This is a genomic window from Yoonia sp. (genome assembly GCF_014859355.1).
Classification (GTDB): Bacteria; Pseudomonadota; Alphaproteobacteria; order Rhodobacterales; family Rhodobacteraceae; genus Yoonia.
On sequence record NZ_JACUUJ010000005.1, the window covers coordinates 1 to 26651 of the forward strand.

Below are 26651 nucleotides of genomic sequence, written 5' to 3' on the forward strand. Positions count from 1 at the left end.
ATCACCTCGACCGGGCAGGGCAGGCCGGTGACGGGGTCATAATAGCGGGGGTAGGCGATCAAAGCGGCATGGACCAGCGCCACCAGATCAATCGTGGCACGCCGCCGCGTGATCGGCATGGCGCGATCGTCGGTCAGCCCCCAACCGGCATAAAACGGCATGCCCAGACAGGTGACGGACTTGCCACGCAAAAGCGCCTCGAACCCCAAAAGCGAGGTGATGGTCCAAACCGCGTCTACCGCGTCAATGGCGGCGATCGGGTCGGTATTGGTCAAAACCACATCGGCGGTATCTTGGGCATCGGGTATGGCGCCGGGGCGCAGGCCCGCTTCGACATCCGGGTGTGGTTTGTAGATAATGACGGCGGCAGGATTGGCCTGTCGGGCTGCTTCCAGCAAGGCGCGGTTTGTGGTCACCGTTGCGCGTCCCAGCCGGATTGCGGCGTCGTCTTCAACCTGACCTGGGACAAGAATGCGCCGTCCCTTGGGCAGCGACGGCAAGGCGGTGGCATTGCGCAGATTGTATTTTGACAATCGCGCATCAGTGATGCGGGTGATCAAATCAGTGGCGCGGGCGCGCGCGCCGATATCCAGATCGGCGCTGGCGTTGATCTGGTTTTCCAGATCGCTGGGGCGGGTCGCATCATAATAAATGCCCGACTGGTCCAGCACGAGGCTGAGCGGCGCAATCAGGTTTGCACCCAACCCGCGCGAGCGTAAAAAACCGTCTTCGACCAAAACCGCATCGGTCCCGCCGCGGCTGCCCCAGCGCATCAGGCGGCGCCCTGTCTTTTCGGCCTTGGCTTTTGCTTGATTTCCCTGTGCAAAGATGACCCGCTTTGGCCCGCCAAAAAACCGTTGCAGCGGCGCGTGTTTCCATAAACGCATATCGGCAGCAATCCAGCCCTGTTCGTCGTCGCGCCATGCGCGGGCAAAGGTCGCCAGCGTTGCTGCGGCTTCTTCGAAGCTGCACAACCGGTCGTGAAACGGGTCATACCATGTCGGATAAAGGATCATGGCCCCCGCAAACAGTTGCGCACGTGTCAGGGTCCGTTGGCGGCGTTGCAGTGGCTTACGGTCATCAGTCAGCCCCCAGCCGATATAGAATGGTTGGCCGAAGACGACGGGTTTATGCCCTGCTAAAATCGCCTCGAACCCCATTTGCGAACTGACAGTATAGACGGCAATCGCCCCTTCGCACAAAACCCGGGGCGACAATGGCGCATCGCACAGGCTGATCCGGTCTGTCACGTCGTCGGATGTGAAATAGCCGGTGCGGTGCCCCGCGACCGTTTCGGGGTGGGTTTTGATAACAATGCGCGCGCCGGGATGTTCGGTTTGCGCAAAAAACAGCATTTCGCGAAAGGTATTGGCATCGGCCCCGCTGGCGCGGATGGACGCATCCTTGCGGGTTTGGTCGATCACCAGCACATAACCGGGGTCCGGTGCTGCTACTTTTGGGTCAAAGGCGTTGTATTTTGACAAATGCACTGCAGAGATGGCGGCTATTCCCCTGCGGGCACGATCGAGCAGGGTAGTGTCATCCAATGGGTCTTGGGTCAGAATCATTTCAAGGTCAGACGGCGCTGCCGGGTCGAAATGGACGCCGCGCCGGTCGATGTTCAACCCGATTGGCGGATCGCCATCGCGTCCTGGCCGCACCGAGCGTAAAAAGCTGTCTTCGATCCGCACCACGGACGTCTGCCGGCGGTCTGCCACGGCTTCACCGCGCGGGGCAGTTGGGCTGTGTCCCCAGACACCCACCAGATCATCTGGCCCCGGCGCACCGAGCCTGATGTCAAACCCGGCAAGATCAAGTATCCGGCGCACGCGCCCTTGTGTCAGAAACCCGCCATTATAGACAAACAGTTTTTGCCGCTTGTGAACACTCAAGGCACAGCTCGCAGCATCGGTTTGTCCGCCGGGGGCAGATCGCATAGCGCGTCATAGGGGTCAGCATCCGCCAACATCCTATCGACAAGATGGCGCAACAGCTGCCGCCGCCCGCGCGCGGAATAGAACCCGCCTGGAACTTGGCTGGTATCCAGAAGGAACCGCCGATAGATGCGATAAGCTGTCATATCCGGGCGGGCGGGGCTGGCGAAAAACGCAGGCAATGACTGATCAGAGACGAGCCCCGGTTTGTCATAAACGGCGGTGCCGAATGTTTTTAACGGGATTCCGCGCCACAAGACTTGTTGCCCGGCTGTGGAATTGACGGTCACTGCACTGCGCGCATCGCCCAGTATCTGCGCAAGTTTCCCGCCGTGCAGATAGTGGACGCGATCGGCGATACCATGCGTCTGTGCCGTTCGGGCGATAACGCGGCGCAGGGGCAGAGACCCATTATCAAGCGGATGACCTTTGAACACCAGATGGTGATGGCGCGGTGCCCCGCGCGCAAAACCGCTGATCACGATGTCAATAAAATCGGCCATGCTGGAAAAAGGCGAATGCGCTTGGAAACTTGAATCGTGTTCCAGTTGCAGCAGCGCGATGTGATAGGGGTATCCGCCCGCCTTGATCCGCCAAGAAGCCCAACGGCGCGCGATCGCCTGAAATGGCATGCGCAGGAAGCGTTTCGTGTAAAGCCGCGCTTCTTGCCGGATGGGCAGGGCGCGGTGCCGCTGGAAATGGGGATAGCGCTGATTTCGGAACATGACGAACCAATGATACAGCGCACCATAGAAAATATGCTGCCGCATGTCGCCCCAATGCGCCGGTGGCGTGGGCATGTCGTTGTCGGCTTGGGCCAGCCGTGCAGCCATGTCGGTAATTGACAGATGCATCAGGCGCGAATGCCCGTTACTGCCGCCCCTTTCGTAGGTCACCCAATAGGGGCGCATGTAACCTTCTTCAAAGACATGCACACGCACCCCTGCGGTGCGGGCCTGTTTGACCGCTTCTGCGTGGATCGGGCGGGTGTCACCATATAAGACAATATCGGTGATATTGCGGCTGCGCAGCAGTGCGTCAAGGGTTGCGGGCCATTCTGCGGGGGGGGCGTTGAAAGGAATAAATCCCTGATCATGCCCCCAGAACGCTGCATCACCAGCATTGAACCCCACGCGCCAGACCGTTGCGCCGGTGGCACGCAACATGCGCCCCAACTGGCGCAGGAATGGCCCATGTGGCCCCTGAAGGAATAAAAAATGGCGGTGCGTGGCAGAGGTCATAAAGATTATATTGCCGATACTCATGCGCAAAGAGTTAATGGTCCTGTTTGGCCTGATTACGACAGAACTGCAAGAATGTCGCCTTGCCGGTGCAGGGCCAAGACGTTAGGTCAAAACCAAAGCAAAGGGGGCACACATGTTCACAGGAATTGTCACCGATATCGGCCGGGTGCTGGAACTGGAAAAACGTGGTGATCTGCGTGCGCGGATCGGAACAGGTTATGACGTGGCGGGGATCGACATCGGCGCTTCGATCGCCTGTGACGGGGTGTGTCTGACGGTCATTGCGCTGGGGCGAGATCCGCAAAACTGGTTTGATGTGGAAATTTCCGCTGAAACCGTCGGGGCCACCAATGTGGGTGGCTGGGCCGTTGGCAAACGGTTGAACCTTGAACGTGCGCTTAAGGTCGGAGATGAACTGGGAGGGCATATCGTGTCGGGCCATGTGGATGGCGTGGCGGAAGTGATTGTCATGAAAGACGAAGGCGACAGCACCCGCGTGACCTTTCGCGCGCCTGAAGAATTTGCAAAATTCATCGCACCCAAGGGGTCAGTGGCGCTGAACGGCACGTCGCTGACGGTGAACGAAGTGGTCGGGCGCGATTTCGGGATCAATTTCATCCCGCATACCAAAACGGCGACGACATGGGGGGACACAGCAGTGGGCGACCTGATCAATCTGGAAATCGACACGATGGCCCGCTATGTTGCCCGCCTGCGCGACTATGGCTGATGCGCGCCCGCCCTTTCCAAAGTGCGGGCGCTGGGCTATCTGGCTTGCAACAAATCATCGGGGACTGCCATGAACCAGACATTCGAAACACCTGGGCCGGTCGAGCTGGACTGGTCTGACGCTGTCAGCAAAATCGAAGATATCATCGCCGATGCGCGCAACGGGCGGATGTTCATTCTTGTCGATCACGAAGACCGCGAAAACGAAGGCGATCTGGTGATCCCCGCGCAGATGGCCACGCCCGATGCCATCAACTTTATGGCCAAACACGGGCGCGGGCTGATTTGCCTGTCGTTGACGGGCGCGCGGATTGATGCGCTGGGGCTGCCGCTGATGGCGTCGCATAATTCATCGCGTCACGAAACGGCGTTCACCGTCAGCATTGAAGCCCGCGAAGGTGTCAGCACTGGCATTTCCGCCGCCGACCGTGCCTTGACCGTGGCCACGGCGATTGATGCGTCCAAAGGCGCGGTTGATATTGCCACCCCCGGCCATGTGTTCCCGTTGCGCGCGCGCGACGGCGGCGTGCTGGTGCGCGCAGGGCATACAGAGGCAGCAGTGGATATTGCCCGCCTTGCCGGGCTGAACCCCGCTGGCGTGATCTGCGAGATCATGAAGGAAGATGGCGAAATGGCCCGCCTGCCGGATCTGATTGCCTTTGCGCAACTGCACGGGTTGAAGATTGGCACGATCAGCGACCTGATCGCCTACAGGCGGCGCCACGACAATCTGGTCCGCGTCCGCGAAACCAGCACGATTGAGTCGGAATTCGGCGGCGCATGGGAAATGCGGATTTACACCGATGAAACCCAAGGGGCTGAACATATCGCGCTGATCAAGGGCGATATCACCACACCCGAACCTGTTCTGGTGCGGATGCATGCACTTGATCCCATGCTGGATGTGGTCGGGGCCGGCCCAAAAGGGCGACGCAACGAATTCGGCGACGCGATGGAGCTGATCGCCGCCGAAGGGCGCGGCGCGCTGGTGCTGTTGCGGGATGTGCATATGCAATTGGACGCGGCCGAGGAATCATCGCCGCAAACCCTGCGGCAATATGGGTTGGGCGCGCAGATCCTGTCGTCGCTCGGGCTGCACGAAATCGAACTGCTCACCAATTCACCCCGCCCCAAGGTCGTGGGGCTTGACGCCTACGGCCTGCAAATCGTCGGCACGCGCAAAATCTCGGAGATCGGATAATGGCCGGACCGTCGCACCATATTCTGCCGCTGCCGGAATTCGACAAGCCGGTGAAACTGCTGATCGTGGCCTCGCCTTATTACAAGGATATATCCGATCATCAGGTCGCAGGCGCGCAGGCGGAAATCGAAAAGGCGGGTGCGACATGGGACATGGTGCATGTGCCTGGCGCGCTGGAAATCCCCACCGCGATCGGCATCGCTGAACGGATGAGCAATTTTGACGGCTATGTCGCGCTTGGCTGTGTGATCCGGGGGGAAACGACGCATTACGATACAGTCTGCAATGACAGTTCCCGCGCGATCCAGCTTCTGGGGCTGCAAGGGCTGTGTATTGGCAACGGCATCCTGACGGTTGAGAATTATGAACAGGCTGTCGTGCGTGCAGACCCTGACCAGATGAACAAAGGCGGCGGTGCGGCCGCTGCGGCCTTGCACCTGATCGCGCTGGCCCGTAAGTGGGGCAACGCTGACAAGGGTGTCGGTTTTACACGGGAAATTCTGTTGGCCGGTGATGCGGGCAACGCGAAAAAAGCATGACAATTTCAAACAACCAACGCCGCAAGATGAAATCCGCCGCCCGGTTCTATGCCGTGCAGGCGCTGTTTCAGATGGAAGCATCCAACCAGACCGTTGATGCAGTGATAACCGAATTCGAAAACCACCGGTTCGGTGAGATTTTTGAAGATCGCGAAATGGCCGAAGGTGATGTTGTGACCTTTCGTTTGCTAATGGAAAAGGCCGTTGATCATCAGGCGATGATCGATCAAATGACCGACCGTGCCTTGGTCGCCAAGTGGCCCATTGCACGGATCGACCCGACGTGGCGTGCGCTGTTTCGGGCCGCAGGTGCCGAATTGACCGACAAACAGACCCCGCCCAAGGTGGTGATCAGCGAATTTGTCGCCGTGGCCGAGGCTTTCGCCCATGACGACAAGGAACCCAAGTTCGTCAACGCCGTTCTGGACCATATGGCGCGCGAGGCGCGGCCTGAGGCGTTTTAGCCTATTTCACAGTCGGGACACTGATCGTATCAACGGTCATGATCGAAAAACCTGAACCTAATTTGATTCGGCTTTATTTGCGTCATTGCGCAATAGGTTTTGCACTGTCGGCTGTGTTCGTCGGATTGATCCTTTGGTTTGATGTCGGGCACCTTGCAAGCCTGATCGGGGGATCCGATATCGCCCTGATGGCTGTTTTTTTGCTGTGGTTCTTTCATGGAACTGTTTTCGGCAGCGTGCAATTTGCCATCATGGTGATGCTGAACACTGATAAAAACGATGACGACGATAACCGCGGCGCCGGCGTGCCCGTTGCTGTGCGGGTGCAGGCTCATCGCTGACTGGCGGTGCGCCGGGGTGGATTTTCATGTTGAAAAGTGACGGGAACCACGGCGACCGTAAAGGCAACTAACCCCGAGGACCTGTTTTTACAGGTGGGCACCAGGTAATCAGACCAGAGCCTGAACAGAGCCAGCTCCCTCGGATTTGCTTAAGGCCACTGGATTTGTACCTTGTAACTACGAGAAGCGCAGAAACCCGTCGTCTAGAGAACTAGGCATCCGCACGCGCCAGAGCAAGGGTTTGGAAAAGTTTATTCTTCTACGTCGCCACGCAGCAGCCAGCCCTTTGGTCCGACCATCCCGATCGGCCCAAAGGCAAGCAGCGCCCGTTCAGCCACGCCAACGGTCAAAAGTGCCATGCAAACCTGAAAAAACGTGATACTGGCAAAAAGGGTCATAGAAGCCATCCTTGTTAAACTTGCTTAAGTGTTCGATGAAAAAACAGACGAAATAATGGCCTCTGCATGGTTATACTGAACAATTTGCCGGCGGTTCCGTCTTAATTGGTTCACGTTGGTGAAAGAATGCTGCGCATTCGTCGCGCACTTTGTCTTGTTGCTTGACGATGTTTCTGTTTTGTTCATATTTAAGTCATGGTTACAGATTATCTTGTTCAGCCCATGATGCCGGGTCAATTGCTGGCACGTGGAGTCAGCCGCCATTTGCGCAGCCACGATTTTGTCAGCGTCGTGGAACTGGTGCCCGTGGCAGGTTTGCGGGTCGATGTCATGGCGCTTGGTCCAAAAGGCGAGGTTTGGATCGTGGAATGTAAATCAAGCCGGGCGGATTATATGACCGATCAGAAATGGCGGGGTTATCTGGACTGGTGTGACCGGTTTTTCTGGGCGGTTGACAGCGAATTTCCGACAGATTTGTTGCCTGTTGACACGGGTCTGATCCTTGCCGACGGCTATGATGCGGAAATCATGCGGATCGGACCAGAATCGCGGCTTGCGCCGGCCCGGCGCAAAGCTGTGATTCAGAAGTTTGCCCGCCACGCCGCCATGCGGGCACAGGCGGCCCGCGATCCGGGTTTTGTCAGCGTTTTTTGATCGCGCGCGCGGCCATGGCGGCGGCCTTGATTTCATCTGCGATTTCGTCAGCCTCTTCCGGTTCGAAATCCATCGGCACCTCAACGCCGTTTGCTTCGATAAAGATGCGCACCATCCCAAGGTCGGTTGGCCCGATCTGCATGTTTGCTTCGATGTCGCGTTCGCTGTTGATACCCATGATGGCCCCCGTGATCCGTTGGTGTTTTCCTAGCCCGAGCATAGGCCGGTGTGCAAGGCTTGGACGGTTGGCAATCGGCTGATGGGGTCTTGCAATCGTCCGGCGGGGCGGCTAAATCCCCTCCTGTGCCGCCTTAGCTCAGTTGGTTAGAGCGCTTGATTGTGGATCAAGAGGTCCCTGGTTCGAGACCAGGAGGTGGTACCATCAGCCAAATTTCAATAAATTTGCAATTGTCTGCGCGGGTGCGTATCGGGCCAGACGATGAAACAGGACCGTATCCCATGACCTTTGCCGTTGAATTTTCCATCGGACCCAATCCGCCGGCGCGTCTGGACAAGGCCTTGGCGCGCGATGTTCCGGCAGAGGCCGCGTTAAGCCGGTCACGGTTGGCCCGTCTGATCGCCGAAGGGGCCGTCACGGTCGATGATGTCGTCGTCACCGATCCCCGGTTTCGCATCGCCGAAGGGGCCGCCATCTGTGTTGCTGTCGCCGACGCCGCAGAAAGCCACATCGAAAGCGAAGATATACGGCTTGATATTGTGTTTGAGGACGACGACCTGATCGTTGTGAACAAACCGGCAGGCATGGTTGTGCATCCGGCCCCTGGCACGCCGGGTGGCACGCTTGTGAACGCGCTTATCCATCATTGTGGCGATACGCTGTCAGGTGTGGGTGGTATGAAACGGCCCGGCATTGTGCATCGGATCGACAAGGACACATCAGGTTTGTTGGTGGCCGCGAAAACAGATCGGGCGCATCACGCCTTGGCAGACCAATTCGCCGCGCATACGGTCGAACGGCGATATCTGGCGATATGTTATGGTGTGCCTGACGCAAACGATCCGCGATTGCGCGGGATCAAGGGGGCGTCTTTCGAAGCAGGTAATATCCTGAAGGTGCAGACCTTGTTGGGGCGACACAGGACAGATCGTCAGCGTCAGGCGGTTTCATTTACCGCCGGTCGTCATGCCGTGACGCGCAGCCGTATTCTGCAGCCACTGGGTGCGCCGCCCTGTGCGGCCCTGATCGAATGTTGGCTTGAAACGGGCCGCACGCACCAGATTCGTGTGCATATGGCGCATTGCGGGCATGGGTTGATCGGTGATCCGGTCTATGGGGGGCGACGAAAGTTGTCGCCCAAGGCCGTGGGCGAAGCCGGCACAACGGCAGCGGCAGAATTTGGTCGCCAGGCCTTGCATGCGGCAACGCTTGGGTTTGTGCATCCGGTAACGGGTACATCTTTGCAGTTCGCCTCAGAGATGCCCGTCGATATGTGTGATTTACTGCGCAATCTCGGCGGAACAAGCTGAAATATGATATCTCACGTGCGTGAGCGCACGAAAAAGTGCCTCGTGTTACGGGGGTGATAGCGTCACAATAGTCTCACAACACGCAAACGTCTGCCGCTTGAAAGGCTATACTTTTGTGACCATATCTATGTTAAGCCTTTAAACATAATGGAGGGCAACGACAGTGAGCATTGAAAGAAATCTCCCCGCACCGACACCGGAAGGTGGCTTGAACCGCTATATGCAGGAAATTCGCAAGTTCCCGATGTTGGAACCCGAGGAAGAATACATGCTGGCCAAGCGGTGGGTTGACCACGAGGATACCGAAGCCGCGCACAAGATGGTCACATCGCACCTGCGGTTGGCTGCAAAGATCGCCATGGGCTATCGCGGCTATGGCTTGCCGCAAGCAGAAGTCATTTCCGAAGCAAATGTCGGGCTGATGCAAGCCGTGAAACGGTTCGACCCGGAAAAAGGGTTCCGTCTGGCGACCTATGCGATGTGGTGGATCCGTGCGTCAATTCAGGAATATATCCTGCGGTCGTGGTCACTGGTGAAATTGGGCACGACGAGTGCGCAGAAAAAGCTGTTTTTCAACCTGCGCAAGGCAAAATCGCGCATTGGAGCGCTGGAGGACGGAGACCTGCGCCCTGAGAACGTGACGCGGATTGCAAACGACCTGGGCGTGACAGAAGACGAAGTCATCTCGATGAACCGGCGGCTTTCCGGGGGTGATTCGTCATTGAACGCTCAGGTGGGGTCGGACGGTGAAGGTTCCATGCAGTGGCAGGACTGGCTGGAAGACGAAAGCGCCAACACCGCCGCCGATTACGAAGAACATGACGAACTTGATGCGCGGCGGGCGCTGTTGACAGAGGCGATGGCGGTTCTGAATGATCGTGAAAAGGATATTCTGGTGCAGCGGCGTCTGGCCGAGGATACGGTCACGCTGGAAGATCTGAGCACGCAATACAAGGTAAGCCGCGAAAGGATCAGACAGATCGAGGTGCGCGCCTTTGAAAAACTGCAAAAGAAGATGCGGGACCTTGCAAAAGAAAAGGGCATGCTGGAAACGGCCTGAACCGCCGCGCATCGCCGGAATGATCATCCCCGTCAGAGCCTCTGGCGGGGATTTTTTCGACAAAGAAGCAAGGGATCTTTCCCTTTCTGCGGTGGTGGCGCTAACATGCTGCCGAAAGGGAGCATGACATGACACCGATCCGATGGGGCGTTTTGGGCGCTGCGCATTTTGCCAAGAATCACATGGCACCCGCCATTCATGCTGCAAGGGGCGCGGAATTGGTGGCCCTTGCGACATCTGATCAGGCCAAAGCGCAGGGTTTTCTGGATTTTGCGCCAAGGATGCGGCTGCATGACAGTTATGACGCGCTTTTGGCCGACCCGGACATTGATGCGGTTTATATCCCACTGCCCAACCATTTGCATGTGGAATGGACGATCAAGGCGCTTGAGGCGGGCAAACATGTGCTGTGTGAAAAGCCGATCGCGCTGCAGGCGGGCCAGTTTGAGACGTTGATCGCGGCGCGCGACAAGGCAGGGTTATTGGCGGCCGAGGCTTTCATGATTGTGCATCATCCGCAGTTCATCCGGGCGCGTGAACTGGTGCAGGCGGGGGCCATTGGCCGTCTTCGCCATGTGGATGCCACCTTTACCTATAATAATGCGGGCGCTGTCGGGAACATCCGTAACCGGCCCGAAACCGGGGGCGGGGGGCTGCCGGATATTGGTGTTTATACATTTGGCGCGGCGCGGTTTGTGTCGGGGCAGGAACCTGTTGCGGTGCCTTATGCCAATCTGACCTATGAAAACGGGGTTGATGTGATCGCGCGGGTTGCGGCGGATTTCCCCGATTTCAGCTATTCCGCGCTGGTTTCCATGCGGATGCAGCCGCGCCAGCAGATCACCTTTCATGGGGACAGCGGGGTGTTACGCTTGACCTGCCCGTTCAATGCAAACCTGTTTGATGTGGCCGAGCTGACGCTGGACACCGGCGCGCGCACGGTGGTTACCGAACGCTGGCCTGCCGCCAATCACTATGTCTTGCAGGTCGAAAATTTCTGCACATCGGTGCGCGACGGGGCAGATTACGCCTGCCCACTGGAATTTTCGCACGGCACGCAAGTGATGATGGATATGGTGTTTGCCGCCGGTGGGGCAGCGCCCGGCGCAACCGGATCGTGATTGCGCCGGGTGGTAGGCTTAGCCTTCTTCCATGGCTTCCAGTTCGTCGATGAACCCTTCGATCATCGACAGCCCCTTATCCCAGAATTTCGGGTCAGAGGCGTCAAGCCCGAAGGGGGCCAGCAGTTCCTTGTGGTGTTTGGACCCGCCTGCGCGCAGCATGTCAAAATATTTGGCGCGGAAATCGGGATCGCCTTCTTCGTAGACGGCATATAGCGCGTTCACCAACCCGTCGCCGAATGCATAGGCATAGACGTAGAACGGTGAATGCACGAAATGCGGGATATAGGCCCAGAAGGTTTCGTAACCGGGGACGAAATCGAACACTTCGCCCAGCGATTCCGCCTGCACTGACATCCACAGCGCGTTGATGTCATCTGGTGTCAACTCGCCCTCGGCCCGTGCGGCATGCAGTTTGCATTCGAAATCGTAAAATGCGATCTGGCGGACGACAGTGTTGATCATATCCTCGACCTTGCCGGCCAGCAGAACTTTGCGTTCCTCTTGCGTCTTGGCGTTATTCAGCAATTTGCGGAATGTCAGCATTTCCCCGAACACCGATGCCGTTTCCGCCAATGTCAGCGGTGTGGATGACAGCAATTCGCCCTGTTCCGCAGCCAGCACCTGATGCACGCCGTGGCCCAGTTCATGCGCCAGCGTCATCACATCGCGCGGTTTGCCCAGATAGTTCAGCATCACATACGGATGCACCGGCGTGACCGTGGGGTGGGCGAATGCGCCCGGTGCCTTGCCCGGTTTCACGCCTGCGTCGATCCAGCCGTCGGTAAAGAATGGCTTGGCGATATCCGCCATTTTCGGATCAAATTCTGCATAGGCGGTCAGCACAGTGTCTTGCGCCTCGTCCCAGCCAACTGTGCGGGTGATTTCCATCGGCAGCGGCGCGTTGCGGTCCCAGACCTGCATCCGATCAAGCCCCAGCCATTTCGCCTTGAGCGCGTAATAGCGGTGCGACAGGCGTGGATAGGCGGCGACAACGGCGTCGCGCAGTGCCGCGACCACCTCGGGTTCAACATGGTTGGCCAGGTGCCGCCCGGTTTGCGGCGTGGGCATATTGCGCCAGCGGTCTTCAATTTCCTTTTCCTTGGCCAGTGTGTTGTGGACACGCGCGAACAGCTTGATCTTGTCCTGAAAAACGGCCGTCAGCGCATGTGTTGCGGCCTCGCGCGTGGCGCGGTCCTGTTCTGTCAACAGGTTCAGTGTGGATTCAAGGCTGAGCGTTTCGCCATTCACATCGAATTCCAGTCCCGCCATGGTTTCATCAAACAGCCGGTTCCACGCGGCGGCCCCCACGGTGGATTGGTCGTGCAGGAATTTTTCCAGCTCGTCCGACAGCTGATGGGGTTTCATCGCGCGCATCCGGTCGAATACGGGTTTATAGCGCGCCAGATCGGCGTTGTCCGTCAAAAGCCCGGCAAGGTGGTCATCGTCCAACCGGTTGAATTCCAGCCCGTAGAACACCAATGGCGTCGTGTATTTGGTGATCTTGTCTTGACAATCGGCCATGAATTTGGCGCGGTCACTGTCTGTTGTGATCTGGTAATAGCGCAAACCAGCAAACGACATGATCCGCCCCGCGATCACGTCGATCTGTTCATACCGCTGCACAGCGCGCAGCAGGCCCGCCGCATCAAGGCTGGCCAGCTTACCCTCGTAGGATTTGGCGAAATCCGCGCATTCGGTTTCCAGCCATGCCATATCGCGGGCCAGTTCGGGCGCGTCGGGGCTGGTGTAAAGGTCGGTCAGGTCCCATTCGGGCAGATTGCCAAGGTCTTTGCCCCCGCTTGTGTTGGCATCGAAGACGGGCTTTGGAAATGGCATGTGTGAACCTCTGACTGTGTGTTTCGCTTGACATAGGTGTGCTGTGGCGCGGTGGAAAGGCCCCACACCCGTAGGATGGGTGATATCACCCATCTTACCCGTAGTTGTCCAGCATCGCACGCAGGTCACCCAGCGTATTGGCTTCGGCCACCGGTTTGTCGCGCCGCCAGCGCAGCATGCGGGGAAACCGCAGGGCAAGGCCGGATTTGTGGCGCGGGCTGGGTTGGATGCCTTCGAATGCGATTTCGAACACATGCACAGGCGGCACCTGCCGGACGGGGCCGAATTTTTGCAACGTGTTCTTGCGGACCCAGGCGGTGACTTCGCGAAACTCGGCGTCGGTCAGCCCGGAATAAGCCTTGGTGAAGGGCACCAGATCGTCGCCGTCGCGCACTGCGAATGTGTAATCTGTAAACAGGTTTGCCCGCCGTCCGTGACCAGCCTGGGCATAGATCATCACCGCGTCAACGGTCAGCGGGTCGATTTTCCATTTCCACCAGTCGCCACGCTTGCGCCCCGCCAGATAGGGGCTGTCGCGCCTTTTCAGCATCAGACCTTCGGCGTTCAGGTCACGTGACTGGTCGCGCGCGGCTGACAGATCATCCCATGTCGCAAAGGGTAAAACGGACGACAGGCGGATCGGTGCAGTCGCTGGGGCCTGTGTTGTCAGCGTTTCCAGATGCGCGCGCCGCAGCGCCAGCGGTTGATCGCGGATATCCGCACCGCCGTGTTCCAGCAGATCATAGGCCATCAGGATCGCCGGCGCCTCGGTCAGCAGCTTTTTCGGCACCGATTTGCGCCCGATTCGTTTTTGCAGCGCGTTGAAGGGCAGGGGGCGTTCATCGGCAAAGGCGAGGATTTCCCCGTCGATCACCGTGCCGTCGGGCAGATAATCGCGCAATTGCGCCAGTTCGGGGAAACGGTCTGTCATCAGTTCTTCGCCGCGCGACCACAGATGATGTGCACCGCCGCGGATGATCAACTGGCCCCTTATCCCGTCCCATTTGCGTTCCGCGGTCCAATCGGCGGGATCGCCCAGATCGTCGAATCCATCCAGTTGATAGGCCAGATAGAACGGATAGGGACGTGACAGGTCGGCGCCGGGGTCATCGGCCACGATCAGCCTGTCCCATGTCGTGGTGTCGGGTGTCCAGTTGCCCATCAGTTTATGGGTCAGTTCCGGTTCCGGCTGTCCGGTGGCCTGCGCAAGGGCGCGCACGATCAGTTTCGCGCTGACCCCGATGCGAAAACCACCCGTCAGTAGCTTGGTGAACAAAAACCGCTCGGTCGCAGGCAGGCTGTTCCATGCCCGCAGGATGCCTGCCTTGCGGGCGTGATCGTCCAGCATGGACAGGTCGCGGATATAGGTGATCCAATGGGTCAGGCTTGCGTCGCTGGTGTCTTGTGGGTCGGGCAGCACCAGCGCGATGGTTTCGGCCAGATCGCCGACGACGCCGTAACTTTCCTCGAACAGCCAGTCGGGCAGGGCGGCCACCTCTGCCGCCCAGGCGCGCAGGCGCGTTGCGGTGATGGAGCGCTTGGGGCGGCGGCCTGTGAACAGCGCGATGGTCCACATGCGGTCAGTGTCTGGCGCCGTGCGGAAGTATTCGGCCAATGCGGCTGTCTTAACGGATGTTTTCGTCGTTTCATCAATGCGGCTGAACAGCGTTGCAAAATCTTTCACGCGGCGTCCTCTGCGACCAGATCAAGGGTTTCGCCCTGATAATCGGTGCTGACGACATGGGCGTCATAGCCCTGATCGGTCAGCCAGCGCTGGAAACTGTTGGTATACCCGTGGGTGGTGAACACCCTGGTCGCACCAGTGGCGCGGATCGCATCGTTCAGCCCGTCCCAATCGGCATGGTCGGACACGATGAACCCCCGGTCTGCCGCACGCCTGCGCCGCACGCCGCGCAGCGCCATCCAGCCGCTGGCAAAGGCGGTCGATGCCGGGCCAAAACGCTGTGCCCATGTGGTGCCAAGCGCGCTGGGCGTGGCCAGCACCAGCGCGCCGGGCTGATCCTTGGGCACGGTGTCGCGGGTCACGCGGATCGTGTCGGGCAGGGTGATGCCTTGGGCACGCAGGACTTCGTTGGTGTTTTCAATCGCGCCATGGGTCAGGATCGGGCCAATCGCGGGGTCAACCGCTGCCAGCACGCGCTGCGCCTTGCCCAGCGCGTAGGCCCCAAGGATTGATGTGCGCCCTGCGGCGGCATTGGCCGCCCACCAATCGTTGATCTGGCGCGCCAGCACATCCTGCGGTGTCCATTTGAAAACCGGCAGGCCAAAGGTGCATTCGGTGATAAAGGCGTGGCAACGGATGGGCTCGAACGGTTCGGACAGCCCGTCAGGCACCGTCTTGTAATCACCCGATGCGACCCAGACCTGGCCCGCCACCTCAACCCGGATTTGCGCAGACCCCGGCACATGACCGGCGGGGTGGAACGACACGCGCGCGCCGCCGATCTGGCGGGGCTCGCCAAAGCGGATCGTGTCCAGCCGGATATCGCCCAGCCGGTGCCGCATCACCGGGGCGGTGCCGGTGGTTGCCAGATATGCGCCCATACCGGGGCGGGCATGGTCGCTGTGGGCATGGGTGATCAGCGCGCGATCCACGGGCCGCCACGGGTCGATATAAAAACCGCCGGCAGGGCAATAGATGCCCCGGTCTGTGAAGGTCAGAATATCTGTCATGAATGGAACTATAGCGCGCGCTGGGCTGGCGTCACGCCTTTGGTGTGACAGGTTGCGCTTACCTGTGGGCGTCGAAATGCGCGACTGTCGCGTCGAACACTGCGGCGCGCAGGCTCGGGCTGTCCATCATCATTTCGTGCCGGCCTTCGGGGATAAAGCGCAGGTCGCCACCTGGCCAGCCCGCCATGCGCTGGCGGATTCGGTCGGGGTCTATGATGGTTTCCCTTCCGCCCAGATAGGTCAGACACGGCATGTTTGGGGCAGGGCGATGATGCAGCTGGTGCATTTCATGCAGGGCCATGTTCAGCCAGCGAAGTGATGGCCCGCCCAGGCCAAGCTCGGGCCTTTTGCGCAGTTGCGTGCGCATCGCTTCGAACATTGTGACATCATTGGTCAGGGGGTTTGTTTCAAAGCTGTCGCGCAGCAGAAACGATTCGGTGCTTTGGCCGGGGGACAGCCTGTGGTCAAACCGCAGGTAGCGCGAGATTTCTGACAACCCCCAGGCAAAGGGGCGCACGGCACCCGCCATCTGGATACCCCACATCGGGGCTGAAAACATCACTGCATTAACGGCCAACCCGTCAAGCAGCGACCGCAAACCGATGCAGCCGCCCATGGAATGCGCCACCAAAAACCACGGGCGCGGCAAATTCAGCGCCGCGACCTGTTGCATCGCGGCGGACACGTCATTTTGATAATCCGCAAACCGCCCCACATGGCCGATGTCACGGTTCGCGGTCATCCGGTCGGCCAACCCTTGTCCGCGCCAGTCTATCGCGACGCTGGCATAACCGCGCTCTTGGAAAGCCTGTGCCGCACCCGTGTATTTTTCGATGAACTCTGTCCGTCCGGGAAAGACGATCACCGTGCCTTTCGCAGCGGCCAGCGGCCAATGGCCCACGCGAATGCGCAGGCTGTCGGATGTGGTGACCCAATGCGCCGCACCGCCCGTCAGGCCGATTGAAATATCATCGAAAAAAGGTGCATTTTCCATCGCTTAAGACAGTACACCAGACAGTTTCATGGCTTGGCCCATATCGCCATCCACGCTAAGCTTGCCAGTCATGAAGGCGGTTGTGGGGTTCATTTCGCCATCCAAAATCGCCTTGAAGGTTTCGGTGCTCGCGGTCAGCGACACATCGGCATCTTCTTCACCGGCGCGCGCGCCATCGGCGTTGATGATAATAGACCCTTCGCCTTCGATGACGAATTTTGCGGTACCATCAAAGCCTGCGCCGTTCATTTTGGCATTCAGCGCGGCGACGGCTTCGGTTATGACTTGGCTCATATTTTTGTCCTCTTGTTTGTGAAATGGCGGCAAACCACTGGTGCTGGCCGCGAACTCGGCTACATTTGCAACATGAGAACGCAGAGACAACGCTTCAACCGTATCGTTACGGCACTTTTTTTCGCAGTAGGGTTTTCCCTACCCGTCGGCGCGCAAGACAAGCCACTTGATGAACTTTATCAGGAATTGGGGCAGGCTGATGCCGGAACTTACGCGCGCGTGCAGGACAAGATTTTCGCGGCTTGGGAAAAAAGCGGATCACCTGCGATGGACCTGTTGCTGCGCCGTGGCAAGGACGCCATGCAAGAGGGAACGCCCGACGTTGCGGCAGAACATTTTTCAGCGCTGATCGATCATGCGCCTGATTTCGCCGGAGGCTATTACGGCAGGGCATCGGCCTATTATGCGCTGGGGCTGATTGGCCCGGCGATGGACGATCTGCAAACTGTCCTGACGCTGAACCCGCGCCATTTCGAGGCGATGCGCGGCCTGGCCACGATCATGCGAGAACAGGATCGCCCCGGCGATGCGATGACGCTTTATCAGATGATCCTTGAAATCAATCCGCAATCGGCCGACATACAGGCAGAAATCGCAGATCTGCAATTGCAGATGGAAGGTCAGGCGCTTTAACCCCTGGCCCCGTCGCGGGGAAAAAAATGATACCGTCACGGATCACGGCTGTTCTGGGCCCGACAAACACGGGCAAGACACACTATGCAATCGAGCGGATGCTGTCCTATCGCACGGGGGTCATAGGCCTGCCGCTGCGCCTGCTGGCCCGCGAGGTTTACGACCGGATTGTGGCTGTGCGCGGTCCCGGGGTTGTCGCGCTGGTGACGGGCGAGGAACGGATCGTGCCACCACGCGCCGCCTATTGGGTCTGCACCGTCGAGGCGATGCCCGAGGGGATGGGATGCGATTTTCTGGCGGTCGATGAAACCCAGCTTTGTGCCGATCCTGAACGCGGGCATGTGTTCACGGATCGTTTGTTGAATGCCCGTGGCCTGCACGAAACCCTGTTTCTGGGGGCTGAAACCATGCGCGGCGCGATTGCCGCCTTGGTGCCGGGCGTGCAGTTCATGCACCGCGCACGCATGTCAGAGCTGAGCTATACAGGTTCGAGAAAGATCAGCCGCATGCCCGCGCGGTCTGCGATCGTGGGGTTTTCGGTGGAAAACGTCTATGCCATCGCTGAATTGCTGCGCCGCACCAAGGGCGGGGCAGCTGTGGTGATGGGCGCACTGTCGCCCCGCACCCGCAATGCGCAGGTAGAAATGTATCAGAACGGCGATGTGGATTATCTGGTCGCGACTGATGCCATCGGGATGGGGTTGAACCTTGATATTTCGCACGTCGCCTTTTCGTCGCTGACCAAATTCGATGGCCGCCGGATGCGGCATCTGGAACCGCAGGAACTGGCGCAGATCGCAGGACGCGCGGGGCGTTACAAGGAAAACGGCACTTTTGGTGTCACAGGCGAGGCCCCGCCGCTAGACGATGCCGTGGCACAGGCAATTAGCGACCACCAGTTTCAGCCGGTGTCAAAATTGCAGTGGCGCAATGCACGGTTGCAATTCGGGTCGGTCAAACGCCTGATTGCCACGCTTGAGGAACAGACGCAGGACCAATGGTTGTCACGGGTGCGCGAAAGCGACGACCTTGCCTCTCTCAAGGCGCTGTCAGCCGATGCCGAAGTTGCCGCGCGGGCCACCGATGGCCCATCGGTCAAACTGTTGTGGGATGTCTGCCGAATCCCCGATTTTCGCGGGATCAGCCAAGGCGAACATGTCGGCTTGCTGACGCAAATTTACAACGATCTTCACCAATTTGGGCATGTCTCTGCCAATTGGTTCGGATTGCAGGTGCGGCGGATTGACCGCACCGATGGCGACATTGATACGCTGTCAAAGCGGCTGGCCTATATTCGCACCTGGACATATGTTGCGCAACGCAAGGGATGGTTGATTGACGAATATCATTGGCGCGACGAAACCCGCGCTGTAGAAGACCGCTTATCAGACGCGCTGCATGGCGCGTTAACGCAAAGATTTGTGGACCGGCGGACCAGTATCCTGCTTCGCCGGCTCAAACAGAAGGAGAGCCTTTTGGCTGACGTGAACGAAAAAGGTGAAGTAACCGTAGAAGGCGAATTCGTCGGACGGTTGGAAGGGTTCCGGTTCCGCATGGACAAGGCGGGCAGCCCGGACGAGGCCAAGACGCTGCGCCAGGCGTCAGTCGCCGCCTTGGTGCCGCAGTTTCACCTGCTGGCAGACCGTTTTTACAACGCTCCCGACCCCGAGATTGATTTCACCGAACAGGGTGGTTTGATGTGGGGCGATCAGGCTGTTGGCAAATTGGTGGCGGGCGCTGATCCCTTCAAGCCACAAGTGACAGCCTTTGTTGACGAAGAAGCCGGCCCGGATGTGATTGCCAAGGTGCAGCGGCGCCTGCAACATTTCATTGACCGTAAAATAGCCAGCGCGTTTGAGCCGCTGCTCTCACTGAAAAACGACGAAACCCTGACGGGTGCTGCAAAGGGTTTTGCCTACCGGATGGCCGAAGGTTTTGGCATCATTCCCCGGAGTGAAGTCGCCGACGAGGTCAAGGCGCTGGATCAGGATGCGCGCAGTGCACTGCGCAAACATGGTGTGCGCTTTGGGCAGTTCACTGTGTTTCTGCCGCTGTTGCTGAAGCCGGCGCCGACACGTCTGCGCTTGGTGGTGTGGTCGTTGGTCAAGAACCTGTCTGAATTTCCCGAAAGCCCGCCGCCAGGTCTGGTGACTGTGCCTGCGGCCAAGGATGCGATCCCCGGTTATTATGCGATGGCAGGCTATCGTGCCGCAGGCGAACGCGCCATCAGGATTGATATGCTGGAACGTCTGGCCGACATGCTGCGCGACAAGGACAGCCGGGGTGGATTTGAAGCCAATGCCGACATGTTGTCCATTACCGGCATGACGCTGGACCAGTTTGCGGACCTGATGACAGGTCTGGGTTACAATGCTGAAAAAGGCGAGCGCGAAAAGGTCAAGGCAAGTCGCACGCCAGAGGTGCCAACACAGACATCTCAAGAACAGCCTGTTGAAGCGCCTGTCGAATCATCAGGTGATCGAATGGTTGAAACGCCCGCCGAACCGCCGCAAGAACTGCCCGGCGACCCCAAAGTTGGCGCAGCAGTCGAGATGGAGACATTCTACACCTTCACCTGGGCCGCGCGGCAGGCACGGCCAAATCGCGTGCAGTCGGAACGGCCCCGCGGCAAATCCAAACCGGCAGGCAAGCCCACAGGACGCGGCAAACCGCAGGGGGATGGCGGCAGGCCGCAGACGTTTGCAGCCAAACCCAAGCGCGAAAAGCAGATCGACCCTGATAACCCCTTTGCTGCCGCACTGGCCGGGTTCAACAAGGGTTGAGCGACCCCCGCCCCACGATCCGGTTGGACAAATGGCTTTGGCAGGCGCGGTTTTTCAAGTCGCGCAGCTTGGCCGCAGGGGTTGTGAGTGCTGGCAAGGTGCGGGTTGATGCCACCCCAGTCAGCAAGCCGGCGCGCGCGGTTGGGCCCGGTGATGTTTTGACCTTTGTGCAGGCACAGGAAACCAAAGTGGTGCGAATCCTTGCCTGTGGTGACAGGCGGGGCCCCGCCCCCGAGGCGCAGTTGCTTTACGAAGACTTGTCGCCCGTGGTGGAACGCCGTTCTTATAATCCCGGTGGCGACAGGAAAGGACGTCCGACAAAGAAGGATCGCCGGGATATGATGACGCACCGTGCCGCCGACGACCCATTCGCGCTTGAATGACGCGGGCGTCTATTCTAGCTAGACGCGTGAGAAAAATGTGGATGCCATCATGACATACATCGTTAACGATAATTGTATCGCCTGCAAATACACCGACTGCGTCGAGGTTTGCCCCGTGGATTGTTTTTATGAAGGCGAAAACATGCTGGTGATCCACCCTGATGAATGCATCGACTGTGGTGTATGTGAACCGGAATGCCCAGCTGATGCCATCCGCCCCGATACTGAACCGGACATGGAAAAATGGGTTGAATTCAACCGTAAGTATTCCGAAATGTGGCCTGTGATCATCACCAAGAAAGACCCATTGCCCACTGCCGAAGAAATGGACGGCAAGGAAGGCAAGCTAGAGCTTTTTTCTGAAACCCCCGGAGAAGGCGGCTGATTCGCGTTAAAATGTGGTCTAAAGCCATGATAAACAGGCTTTTCACTGTCTTGTTACATGGCGCTTCCGAAAGGCGCATTTTTGTGGTATAAACACGCAAATGCAGCTAACTAATTGATCCATCTCAATGCGCGACACAATCCGGCGGAGACTTGATATGTCACCGGCGTTTTTTCTGTCGGCTGATCTGATGGTGCATGATGAAAGGACGATCATGACCAAGAAGAAAAACGAATTCAGCCCCAACGATTTTGTTGTCTATCCCGCCCACGGGGTTGGCAAGATCGTGTCGATTGAAAAGCAGGAAGTTGCCGGTTTCGAACTGGAACTTTTTGTCATCGCCTTTGAGAAAGACAAGATGACCCTGCGTGTGCCGACGCATAAGGCAACCGACGTAGGCATGCGCGCGCTGGCGACACCTGATGTGGTGTCCCACGCGATGAAAACACTGCGCGGCAAAGCCAAGGTGAAAAAAGCCATGTGGTCGCGCCGGGCGCAGGAATACGAACAAAAGATCAATTCTGGCGATTTGATCGCGATTGCAGAGGTTGTGCGCGACCTGCATCGCCAGGACGACCAGCGCGAGCAAAGCTATTCCGAGCGCCAGCTTTATGAAGCGGCGCTGGAGCGTTTGACACGCGAATTCGCTGCTGTTGCAGGGCATGATGAACATGCTGCTGCGGCAGAGATTGATTCGGTGCTCGTCGGTCGCGCAGCCTGATCCTTTTGGGGTATGAAAATGAAAAAACCGCGCCCTGACGTGCGCGGTTTTTGTGTGAGTATTGGAATTTTGTGACCGAAATTCGTTTGCCTCCGGCGGGGGTATCTTTGCTCGGAAGATGCGCGGCTTGCCTATAGCCGGTTGAGCAATTCAAGGGTCGGCCATGCGTCGGCGGGTAGCCCCAGACGGGACTGTTCGGCCTGCACAGCGGCACGTGTCATGGCCCCCAGAATACCGTCGATGCCGCCAACATCATGCCCGCGTGCTGTCAGTTTTTGTTGCAGTTGCTGCATTTGTGGTCCCGTCAGCGGCGCGCTGGGGTTGCCTGCGTTGTAGACGGGCGCACCCTCCAGTCGGGTGGCGAAATAGGCGGCGGTGGTGACGTAGACGAAACTTTTGTTCCAGTCGAAATAGACGTCAAAGTTGGGATAGGTCAGAAAGGCCGGACCATTCCGGCCCATTGGCAGCAGAACAGAGGCGGGCAGGTTGGCGGGGCCAAGCGACCCTTGGCGTGCCCGCACACCGGCATTCGCCCAGTCGCGCACCGATGCCTTGTGGTTCATGCCGGTTTTGGACCAGTCCAGATTAGCGGGCAGAATGATTTCCTGCATCCAGGGTTCATTCGGACGCCAGCCCAATGAGGCCAGCACATTGGCGCCGGTCATCAAGGCATCGGGGGCGGAGTTTTTCAGATCGACAATGCCGTCGCCATCGCCATCCAGCCCCTGGGTGATGATTTCGCGCGGCAGTTTTTGCAGTTGACCGATTTCACCGGCCCATGCCCCCGTCGTGGTGGCTGGATCCATCCCGCCGCGTCGGTAGAGTTCGATCGCCGCAATCAGTTGCGGGCGGAACAGGCCGGGTCTGCGGCAGTCATGCGCCAGCGTCAGCAGCGCATCGCGGGTGTTGAAACTGCCCTGCACCTGGCCAAAATCCGTTTCGAATGCCCAAAACGCCAGCAGAACACCGCGGGGGATGCCAAAGCGCGTTTTGATGGTATCAAAGGTCCGGTTGTAACGCGTGCCGTAAACCGCGCCGTTGTTGATCCTGTTTTGACTGATCAGCGCGCGCGAAAAGCTGATAAAATCCTTTTGAAACACACCTTGGGACCGGTCGGCGCGCAAAACCGCATCGTCGATGCGGGCGCCTTGAAAGAAACGGTCCGTTGTTGCGGCGGGCAGCCCCATGGCCTGTGCTTCGGCTTTGACACCGGCGATGAAATTGTTGACCGGGCCGCCGCAGGTTTGGGCGTTGGCCGTGCTGGCCAAAAGGATCATGGCAAGGGCTAGGCGCATGGCGGGCTCCGATTGAGGTGTTGAAAGCGTAACAGTGCCAATGTGGAGTGCAAGGGCTGGTTAGGGGCGCTTGCGGTGACGCCCAAGGCGAAACAGGCCGATGCCCGCCGCCAGTGCAACACAGGCCGCTGTAGCAAAACCGCCCCAGTTCGCGACCAGATCGGCCAAAGTATCAAGATTGCTGCCGAAAAAATAGCCCAGGCTGACGTAACCGCCGACCCAGATCGCCTCGCCCGCAGTATCCCACAGGGTGAAACGCCAGCGGTTCAGCCGTGCGGCACCGGCGGCGAAATTCACCCAAGGGCCAAGCGGGGCCGCCGCCCATGTGCTGAAGAAAACGCCAAGGCCGCCCCAACGATCCACCACAGTTTCAGCGCGCGCGAAAAGCGCCGCGCGGTTGGGCCGCGTTGCCAGCCGCGCATGAAGCCACCGCCCCCCCATGCGCCCTAGATGAAACCCCGTCTGGTCGCCCGCGACCGCCGCAAGATAGGCCACGGCTATCACCTGCCACAACACCAGATCGCCCGCCGCCGCAAAGGCACCGCCAGCCAGCATTGCCGCAAATGTTGGCACAGGCACCGCAAGGCAGGAAAAATAAGCCGATAGCCCAATAATGATCAGGCCCCATGTTGCGACAAGGGCAAAAAAAACATCAGTCATTTTGCATTGCCTGATAGGTGATGACGGCCGCTGTCAGGTTCTGGATCAGCGTATCCAGGTCGGTGCCTTGTTCCGCGGCCAGTTCGGCCAGCGTCACCCTGCGCCCGCTGCCGTCTATGTCCAGCGCCGCGGCCACGATTTCTGGCGGCACCTGCCAGGTGCGTGAGACATAGCGCGGCGTCATCCAGCCAGCGATCGGATCCTGCCGCGTTGCCGGTCTGTGCCAGATGCCTGCCATCATGCCCAGCCGGACACCAAAGAAAACCATGCCGATCAGCGCCAGCACAAGCAGCGATTTGAACCCCCGGCGCATGATTTTCCGATACTGGGCCATGCGGGCGGGTTTGGGGCGTTTCATGGGCGGTTCCTGCGATTGATCCTATGTCCGATCAAATCAGAGCTCTGTGCCGATGGCTAGCAAGACGGATAACAAAAGCACGCCGCTCCATGTTTTCCACAAGGCGCTGACGGCCCGGTCTATATCATCGGGGGTCAGATCATGTGCGCCTGCATCGTTCACGAAAGGATAATCACGCAGTTCACCATCATAGCGGCGCGGCCCGCTAAGCGCGATGTTCAGGCCGTGGGCCATCGCGGCCTCGGGCCAGCCTGCGTTGACAGAGCGGTGCAGGGGGGCATCTTGGATGATCTTGCGCGGGGCGGGGCGGGTGGTAACGGCCCAGATCAGCAGGGCGGTCAGGCGGGCAGGGATCAGGTTTAACAGGTCGTCGAACCGTGCTGCGGCCCATCCGAATTTTTCATGCCGCGGTGTGCGATAGCCGATCATGCTGTCGGCGGTATTGGTGATCTTGTAGATCAGCAGCCCCGGCAGCCCGGCAACCGCGAACCAGAAGATTGGTGCGATCACCCCGTCTGAAAGGTTTTCGGCCGCACTTTCGATGGCGGACCGTGCAACAGCGGGCCTGTCCATGGTTTGCGTATCGCGTCCCACGATCATCGCCACTGCCCTTCGCCCGTCGCCCAGCGACAGCCGCAGCGCATCGCCCACGGCCTGCACATGCTGCACCAGCGATTTCTGCGCCAGCAGGATGGCAAGGATGATGATGTCGATCAGTTTTGTGGGCAGCGATTGCAAAATCAACCCCAGCGCGCCTGCGCTGATCACCAGTGCTGCCATGCTCAGCACGCCGTTTTGCCGCTGCGCGCCCTTGTTGAACCGGGCGTCGCACCAACCGATCAGCCGCCCCATCAGCACTGCGGGGTGCGGGATACGAGACCACAGCCAGCGGGGTTCGCCCAAAAGCGCATCCAAGATCATGCCAAGGATCAGCGTCACAGCGCATCCTCAAGCTGGCCCCAGCGGTCAGGTGCGGGCAGCCCAAGGCGCAGCCAGTCGCTTGCATAAGGAAAGACGCGCGACCAGATATGGTGCTGTGCCAGATGGTGTTGCGCGGCTTTTGCATCTTGCACCTGATACAGCCGGAACAGCGTGGTGCCGCCCAACAGTGCGGCGCCTTTGCTTTCCAACAGCGCATCCAGTCGGGCAGCGTCCATTTTCAGCCGCGCGCGGGTGTCGTCGGCCCATTGCGGATCGGCCAGCGCCTCGGCGCCGATGGCCAGCGCGGGGCCAGATATTTGCCACGGCCCCAAAAGATCGGTCAACCTGTCGATGATGGCAGGGTCTCCAATTGCAAAACCCAGCCGCAGACCTGCAAGCCCCCAGAATTTGCCAAAGCTTTTAAGCACCACAGTGCCGGGGCGGGCGGCCAGGTGGATCAGCGATGCCTCTGGCATTACGTCGCAAAAGCTTTCGTCGATGATGGTGATCGGGCTGTTCAGATCTTCGGCCTGCCAGACCCGCCCGTCAGGGTTGTTGGGATGCACGGCGACCCTCACATCCGCCGCGCCGTCACGGACGGGCCAGCCAGCGGCCAGAAAGGCTGCACTGTGTTCGTTATATGTGGGGCCGGGGATGGCCACGTGTGACGTTTCAAGCACCCGTGGCAAGGCGGCAATTATTGCGGATGCACCGGTGCCGCCGATGATCCCTGCCGCCTGCGGCACCCGCCAAAAGTTGCGCGCCAAGGCATAAAGCCTGTCGAACGCGGCCCGGTCGGGCAAGGCTGTCCACGAATCAGCGGTCAGCCGGGGCAGGGGATACGGCACAGGATTGATCCCGGTGGACAGGTCCAGCCAATCATCCCTGCTGCCGCCATATTGCCTGATAGCTGCGTCGAGCCCCCCGCCGTGGTCACGTTGATCGGTCATGCGTTGTCTGGCAAGGGTGGGTGGCGGGTGACAAAGTGGCCTTTGATCGTGTCGGGCCAGTCCCGATAGGGCACACGGCCAGTGTCGCTTTCTGCGTGGGCCTTGGCGTAAGCAACAATGCCTGCCGCGGCTTCAGCAGTCGGAGAAAATGCCCCCAATGTGTAATTCAGCTTGCCGGGGCCTTGAATGGCAACATTGCAGGCGCCGGTGCAGCCCATCAGGCAGGACACCCGGCGGGTTTTGACCCGAACCAGCCCTGCCGCTTCTGTCTCGATCAATGCGGCAAGCGTTTCGCCATCGGTGGTGCCCATGTTGCCAGTTTCCCACCCTTCGCGCTTGCAGGTGTCGCAGACCGTGATCCAAGTTGTCATTTTTATGTCCGTTGTTTTTGTCGTATATCAAGCGAATTATCGCCGGTTTCACAAGACCGCACGGGTTAACCTGTCCTTTAGCGCAGTCATGAGGGTCGCATTAACCTTTCATTAAGAATTTCGGCGGACGTGTAGTCGCAACAGAAAATTTAAAATGAATTTTTTTGCTGATATATTTACCTGACAAGGAAAATTCC

29 protein-coding genes and 1 tRNA gene are annotated in these 26651 nt (G+C 59.0%); 15 read left to right on the forward strand and 15 right to left on the reverse strand.

Translation table 11 applies throughout. The features are described 5' to 3' along the window. Both IBX59_RS03240 and IBX59_RS03245 read right to left on the reverse strand, forming a co-directional pair. On the reverse strand, positions 1 to 1892 hold a 1892-nt coding region (locus IBX59_RS03240; RefSeq protein WP_296372360.1), incomplete at its 3' end, for a capsular polysaccharide biosynthesis protein. Beyond that, positions 1889 to 3175 (reverse strand): capsular biosynthesis protein, encoded by a 1287-nt coding sequence (locus IBX59_RS03245; RefSeq protein ID WP_296372362.1) that lies wholly within the window; start codon positions 3173 to 3175, stop codon positions 1889 to 1891. The genes IBX59_RS03240 and IBX59_RS03245, both read right to left, overlap by 4 nt. Positions 3176 to 3311: 136 nt before the next feature. Here IBX59_RS03245 and IBX59_RS03250 point away from each other — a divergent pair, with 136 nt between their 5' ends. The 5 genes from IBX59_RS03250 (at position 3312) to IBX59_RS03270 (ending at position 6452) form a co-directional block, all read left to right on the forward strand. Then, positions 3312 to 3908: a riboflavin synthase gene (locus IBX59_RS03250; RefSeq protein WP_296372364.1), complete on the forward strand. Its 597-nt coding sequence runs from the start codon at positions 3312 to 3314 to the stop codon at positions 3906 to 3908. Between the two features lie 69 nt (positions 3909 to 3977). Beyond that, positions 3978 to 5108, forward strand: a complete 1131-nt coding sequence (ribB, locus tag IBX59_RS03255) for a 3,4-dihydroxy-2-butanone-4-phosphate synthase (protein WP_296372366.1) — start codon at positions 3978 to 3980, stop codon at positions 5106 to 5108. Beyond that, positions 5108 to 5647, forward strand: coding sequence for a 6,7-dimethyl-8-ribityllumazine synthase (locus IBX59_RS03260; protein WP_296372369.1), 540 nt, complete (start codon positions 5108 to 5110; stop codon positions 5645 to 5647). The genes ribB and IBX59_RS03260 overlap by 1 nt, the downstream gene beginning before the upstream one ends. Continuing rightward, positions 5644 to 6111 (forward strand): transcription antitermination factor NusB, encoded by a 468-nt coding sequence (gene nusB, locus IBX59_RS03265; RefSeq protein WP_296372370.1) that lies wholly within the window; start codon positions 5644 to 5646, stop codon positions 6109 to 6111. Before IBX59_RS03260 ends, nusB begins: the two co-directional genes overlap by 4 nt. Positions 6112 to 6149: 38 nt before the next feature. Then, complete coding sequence (locus tag IBX59_RS03270; protein ID WP_296372371.1) at positions 6150 to 6452, forward strand: hypothetical protein; 303 nt, start codon at positions 6150 to 6152, stop codon at positions 6450 to 6452. 251 nt (positions 6453 to 6703) lie between these two features. On the opposite strand, the gene IBX59_RS03275 is transcribed toward IBX59_RS03270, so the two are convergent. Further along, a complete protein-coding gene (locus IBX59_RS03275; RefSeq protein ID WP_296372373.1) occupies positions 6704 to 6850 on the reverse strand; it encodes a hypothetical protein in 147 nt (48 codons plus the stop codon). 195 nt (positions 6851 to 7045) lie between these two features. Between IBX59_RS03275 and IBX59_RS03280 the strand changes: the two genes are divergently transcribed. Further along, complete coding sequence (locus IBX59_RS03280) at positions 7046 to 7504, forward strand: MmcB family DNA repair protein (protein ID WP_296372375.1); 459 nt, start codon at positions 7046 to 7048, stop codon at positions 7502 to 7504. Here IBX59_RS03280 and IBX59_RS03285 read toward each other — a convergent pair. After that, positions 7491 to 7682 carry a DUF6324 family protein gene (locus IBX59_RS03285; protein WP_296372377.1) on the reverse strand — a complete coding sequence of 64 codons (192 nt, stop codon included), beginning with the start codon at positions 7680 to 7682 and terminating at the stop codon, positions 7491 to 7493. The two genes, IBX59_RS03280 and IBX59_RS03285, sit on opposite strands and share 14 nt — an antisense overlap. Positions 7683 to 7809: 127 nt before the next feature. Between IBX59_RS03285 and IBX59_RS03290 the strand changes: the two genes are divergently transcribed. From IBX59_RS03290 to IBX59_RS03305, 4 genes are all read left to right on the forward strand, one after another. Next, a tRNA-His gene (locus IBX59_RS03290) sits at positions 7810 to 7886 on the forward strand. A 77-nt stretch (positions 7887 to 7963) separates the two neighbouring features. Beyond that, on the forward strand, positions 7964 to 8992 hold the full coding sequence (locus IBX59_RS03295) for an RluA family pseudouridine synthase (RefSeq protein WP_296372379.1): 1029 nt from the start codon (positions 7964 to 7966) through the stop codon (positions 8990 to 8992). A 163-nt stretch (positions 8993 to 9155) separates the two neighbouring features. Further along, a complete protein-coding gene (gene rpoH / locus IBX59_RS03300; RefSeq protein WP_296372382.1) occupies positions 9156 to 10052 on the forward strand; it encodes an RNA polymerase sigma factor RpoH in 897 nt (298 codons plus the stop codon). 128 nt (positions 10053 to 10180) lie between these two features. Further along, on the forward strand, positions 10181 to 11173 hold the full coding sequence (locus tag IBX59_RS03305; protein ID WP_296372384.1) for a Gfo/Idh/MocA family oxidoreductase: 993 nt from the start codon (positions 10181 to 10183) through the stop codon (positions 11171 to 11173). An 18-nt stretch (positions 11174 to 11191) separates the two neighbouring features. Here the strand turns inward: IBX59_RS03305 and IBX59_RS03310 are convergent, their stop codons facing one another. From IBX59_RS03310 to IBX59_RS03330, 5 genes are all read right to left on the reverse strand, one after another. Further along, complete coding sequence (locus IBX59_RS03310; protein WP_296372385.1) at positions 11192 to 13012, reverse strand: M3 family oligoendopeptidase; 1821 nt, start codon at positions 13010 to 13012, stop codon at positions 11192 to 11194. Positions 13013 to 13106: 94 nt separating this feature from the next. Continuing rightward, positions 13107 to 14696, reverse strand: coding sequence for an ATP-dependent DNA ligase (locus IBX59_RS03315; RefSeq protein WP_296372388.1), 1590 nt, complete (start codon positions 14694 to 14696; stop codon positions 13107 to 13109). Further along, on the reverse strand, positions 14693 to 15706 hold the full coding sequence (locus IBX59_RS03320; protein WP_296372390.1) for a ligase-associated DNA damage response exonuclease: 1014 nt from the start codon (positions 15704 to 15706) through the stop codon (positions 14693 to 14695). The genes IBX59_RS03315 and IBX59_RS03320 overlap by 4 nt, the downstream gene beginning before the upstream one ends. 58 nt (positions 15707 to 15764) lie before the next feature. Then, positions 15765 to 16700 (reverse strand): alpha/beta hydrolase, encoded by a 936-nt coding sequence (locus IBX59_RS03325; RefSeq protein WP_296372392.1) that lies wholly within the window; start codon positions 16698 to 16700, stop codon positions 15765 to 15767. A gap of 3 nt (positions 16701 to 16703) precedes the next feature. Beyond that, positions 16704 to 16994, reverse strand: a complete 291-nt coding sequence (locus tag IBX59_RS03330) for an SCP2 sterol-binding domain-containing protein (protein ID WP_296372394.1) — start codon at positions 16992 to 16994, stop codon at positions 16704 to 16706. A 72-nt stretch (positions 16995 to 17066) separates the two neighbouring features. Here IBX59_RS03330 and IBX59_RS03335 point away from each other — a divergent pair, with 72 nt between their 5' ends. From IBX59_RS03335 to IBX59_RS03355, 5 genes are all read left to right on the forward strand, one after another. After that, the gene (locus IBX59_RS03335) at positions 17067 to 17627 is read left to right on the forward strand and encodes a tetratricopeptide repeat protein (protein WP_296372396.1); all 561 of its coding nucleotides are present in this window, start codon (positions 17067 to 17069) and stop codon (positions 17625 to 17627) included. 26 nt (positions 17628 to 17653) lie between these two features. Further along, entirely contained in the window at positions 17654 to 20410 is a 2757-nt protein-coding gene (locus IBX59_RS03340; RefSeq protein WP_296372398.1) for a helicase-related protein, read from the forward strand. Continuing rightward, entirely contained in the window at positions 20407 to 20793 is a 387-nt protein-coding gene (locus IBX59_RS03345; RefSeq protein ID WP_296372399.1) for an RNA-binding S4 domain-containing protein, read from the forward strand. Before IBX59_RS03340 ends, IBX59_RS03345 begins: the two co-directional genes overlap by 4 nt. 49 nt (positions 20794 to 20842) lie before the next feature. Further along, complete coding sequence (gene fdxA, locus IBX59_RS03350) at positions 20843 to 21178, forward strand: ferredoxin FdxA (RefSeq protein WP_296372400.1); 336 nt, start codon at positions 20843 to 20845, stop codon at positions 21176 to 21178. A gap of 214 nt (positions 21179 to 21392) precedes the next feature. Further along, positions 21393 to 21899 (forward strand): CarD family transcriptional regulator, encoded by a 507-nt coding sequence (locus tag IBX59_RS03355; RefSeq protein WP_296372557.1) that lies wholly within the window; start codon positions 21393 to 21395, stop codon positions 21897 to 21899. 131 nt (positions 21900 to 22030) lie between these two features. On the opposite strand, the gene IBX59_RS03360 is transcribed toward IBX59_RS03355, so the two are convergent. The 6 genes from IBX59_RS03360 to IBX59_RS03385 are packed head-to-tail and all read right to left on the reverse strand — an operon-like array spanning position 22031 to position 26454. Then, positions 22031 to 23194 (reverse strand): lytic murein transglycosylase, encoded by a 1164-nt coding sequence (locus IBX59_RS03360; RefSeq protein WP_296372402.1) that lies wholly within the window; start codon positions 23192 to 23194, stop codon positions 22031 to 22033. A 60-nt stretch (positions 23195 to 23254) separates the two neighbouring features. Next, positions 23255 to 23854 carry a VTT domain-containing protein gene (locus IBX59_RS03365; protein ID WP_296372404.1) on the reverse strand — a complete coding sequence of 200 codons (600 nt, stop codon included), beginning with the start codon at positions 23852 to 23854 and terminating at the stop codon, positions 23255 to 23257. Further along, complete coding sequence (locus IBX59_RS03370) at positions 23847 to 24212, reverse strand: hypothetical protein (RefSeq protein WP_296372406.1); 366 nt, start codon at positions 24210 to 24212, stop codon at positions 23847 to 23849. The genes IBX59_RS03365 and IBX59_RS03370 overlap by 8 nt, the downstream gene beginning before the upstream one ends. Positions 24213 to 24248: 36 nt before the next feature. After that, positions 24249 to 25151 (reverse strand): adenosylcobinamide-phosphate synthase CbiB, encoded by a 903-nt coding sequence (gene cbiB, locus IBX59_RS03375; RefSeq protein WP_296372409.1) that lies wholly within the window; start codon positions 25149 to 25151, stop codon positions 24249 to 24251. Then, positions 25148 to 26083 carry a threonine-phosphate decarboxylase gene (locus IBX59_RS03380; protein ID WP_296372411.1) on the reverse strand — a complete coding sequence of 312 codons (936 nt, stop codon included), beginning with the start codon at positions 26081 to 26083 and terminating at the stop codon, positions 25148 to 25150. Before IBX59_RS03380 ends, cbiB begins: the two co-directional genes overlap by 4 nt. Further along, positions 26080 to 26454: a DUF1636 domain-containing protein gene (locus IBX59_RS03385; protein WP_296372413.1), complete on the reverse strand. Its 375-nt coding sequence runs from the start codon at positions 26452 to 26454 to the stop codon at positions 26080 to 26082. The genes IBX59_RS03380 and IBX59_RS03385 overlap by 4 nt, the downstream gene beginning before the upstream one ends. Positions 26455 to 26651: the final 197 nt, after the last annotated feature.

Excerpts from the sequence above, each read along its gene's own strand:
- IBX59_RS03250 (WP_296372364.1), top strand. The coding sequence starts at position 3,312 with ATGTTCACAGGAATTGTCACCGATATCGGCCGGGTGCTGGAACTGGAA.
- IBX59_RS03370 (WP_296372406.1), bottom strand. The coding sequence starts at position 24,212 with ATGAAACGCCCCAAACCCGCCCGCATGGCCCAGTATCGGAAAATCATG.
- IBX59_RS03285 (WP_296372377.1), bottom strand. The coding sequence starts at position 7,682 with ATGGGTATCAACAGCGAACGCGACATCGAAGCAAACATGCAGATCGGG.
- IBX59_RS03335 (WP_296372396.1), top strand. The coding sequence starts at position 17,067 with ATGAGAACGCAGAGACAACGCTTCAACCGTATCGTTACGGCACTTTTT.
- IBX59_RS03260 (WP_296372369.1), top strand. The coding sequence starts at position 5,108 with ATGGCCGGACCGTCGCACCATATTCTGCCGCTGCCGGAATTCGACAAG.
- IBX59_RS03360 (WP_296372402.1), bottom strand. The coding sequence starts at position 23,194 with ATGCGCCTAGCCCTTGCCATGATCCTTTTGGCCAGCACGGCCAACGCC.
- IBX59_RS03355 (WP_296372557.1), top strand. The coding sequence starts at position 21,393 with ATGACCAAGAAGAAAAACGAATTCAGCCCCAACGATTTTGTTGTCTAT.
- IBX59_RS03295 (WP_296372379.1), top strand. The coding sequence starts at position 7,964 with ATGACCTTTGCCGTTGAATTTTCCATCGGACCCAATCCGCCGGCGCGT.
- IBX59_RS03320 (WP_296372390.1), bottom strand. The coding sequence starts at position 15,706 with ATGACAGATATTCTGACCTTCACAGACCGGGGCATCTATTGCCCTGCC.
- nusB (WP_296372370.1), top strand. The coding sequence starts at position 5,644 with ATGACAATTTCAAACAACCAACGCCGCAAGATGAAATCCGCCGCCCGG.
- IBX59_RS03310 (WP_296372385.1), bottom strand. The coding sequence starts at position 13,012 with ATGCCATTTCCAAAGCCCGTCTTCGATGCCAACACAAGCGGGGGCAAA.
- IBX59_RS03380 (WP_296372411.1), bottom strand. The coding sequence starts at position 26,083 with ATGACCGATCAACGTGACCACGGCGGGGGGCTCGACGCAGCTATCAGG.
- IBX59_RS03275 (WP_296372373.1), bottom strand. The coding sequence starts at position 6,850 with ATGACCCTTTTTGCCAGTATCACGTTTTTTCAGGTTTGCATGGCACTT.
- IBX59_RS03330 (WP_296372394.1), bottom strand. The coding sequence starts at position 16,994 with ATGAGCCAAGTCATAACCGAAGCCGTCGCCGCGCTGAATGCCAAAATG.
- IBX59_RS03245 (WP_296372362.1), bottom strand. The coding sequence starts at position 3,175 with ATGACCTCTGCCACGCACCGCCATTTTTTATTCCTTCAGGGGCCACAT.
- IBX59_RS03270 (WP_296372371.1), top strand. The coding sequence starts at position 6,150 with ATGATCGAAAAACCTGAACCTAATTTGATTCGGCTTTATTTGCGTCAT.
- IBX59_RS03385 (WP_296372413.1), bottom strand. The coding sequence starts at position 26,454 with ATGACAACTTGGATCACGGTCTGCGACACCTGCAAGCGCGAAGGGTGG.
- IBX59_RS03365 (WP_296372404.1), bottom strand. The coding sequence starts at position 23,854 with ATGACTGATGTTTTTTTTGCCCTTGTCGCAACATGGGGCCTGATCATT.
- IBX59_RS03325 (WP_296372392.1), bottom strand. The coding sequence starts at position 16,700 with ATGGAAAATGCACCTTTTTTCGATGATATTTCAATCGGCCTGACGGGC.
- ribB (WP_296372366.1), top strand. The coding sequence starts at position 3,978 with ATGAACCAGACATTCGAAACACCTGGGCCGGTCGAGCTGGACTGGTCT.
- IBX59_RS03280 (WP_296372375.1), top strand. The coding sequence starts at position 7,046 with ATGGTTACAGATTATCTTGTTCAGCCCATGATGCCGGGTCAATTGCTG.
- fdxA (WP_296372400.1), top strand. The coding sequence starts at position 20,843 with ATGACATACATCGTTAACGATAATTGTATCGCCTGCAAATACACCGAC.
- IBX59_RS03305 (WP_296372384.1), top strand. The coding sequence starts at position 10,181 with ATGACACCGATCCGATGGGGCGTTTTGGGCGCTGCGCATTTTGCCAAG.
- IBX59_RS03340 (WP_296372398.1), top strand. The coding sequence starts at position 17,654 with ATGATACCGTCACGGATCACGGCTGTTCTGGGCCCGACAAACACGGGC.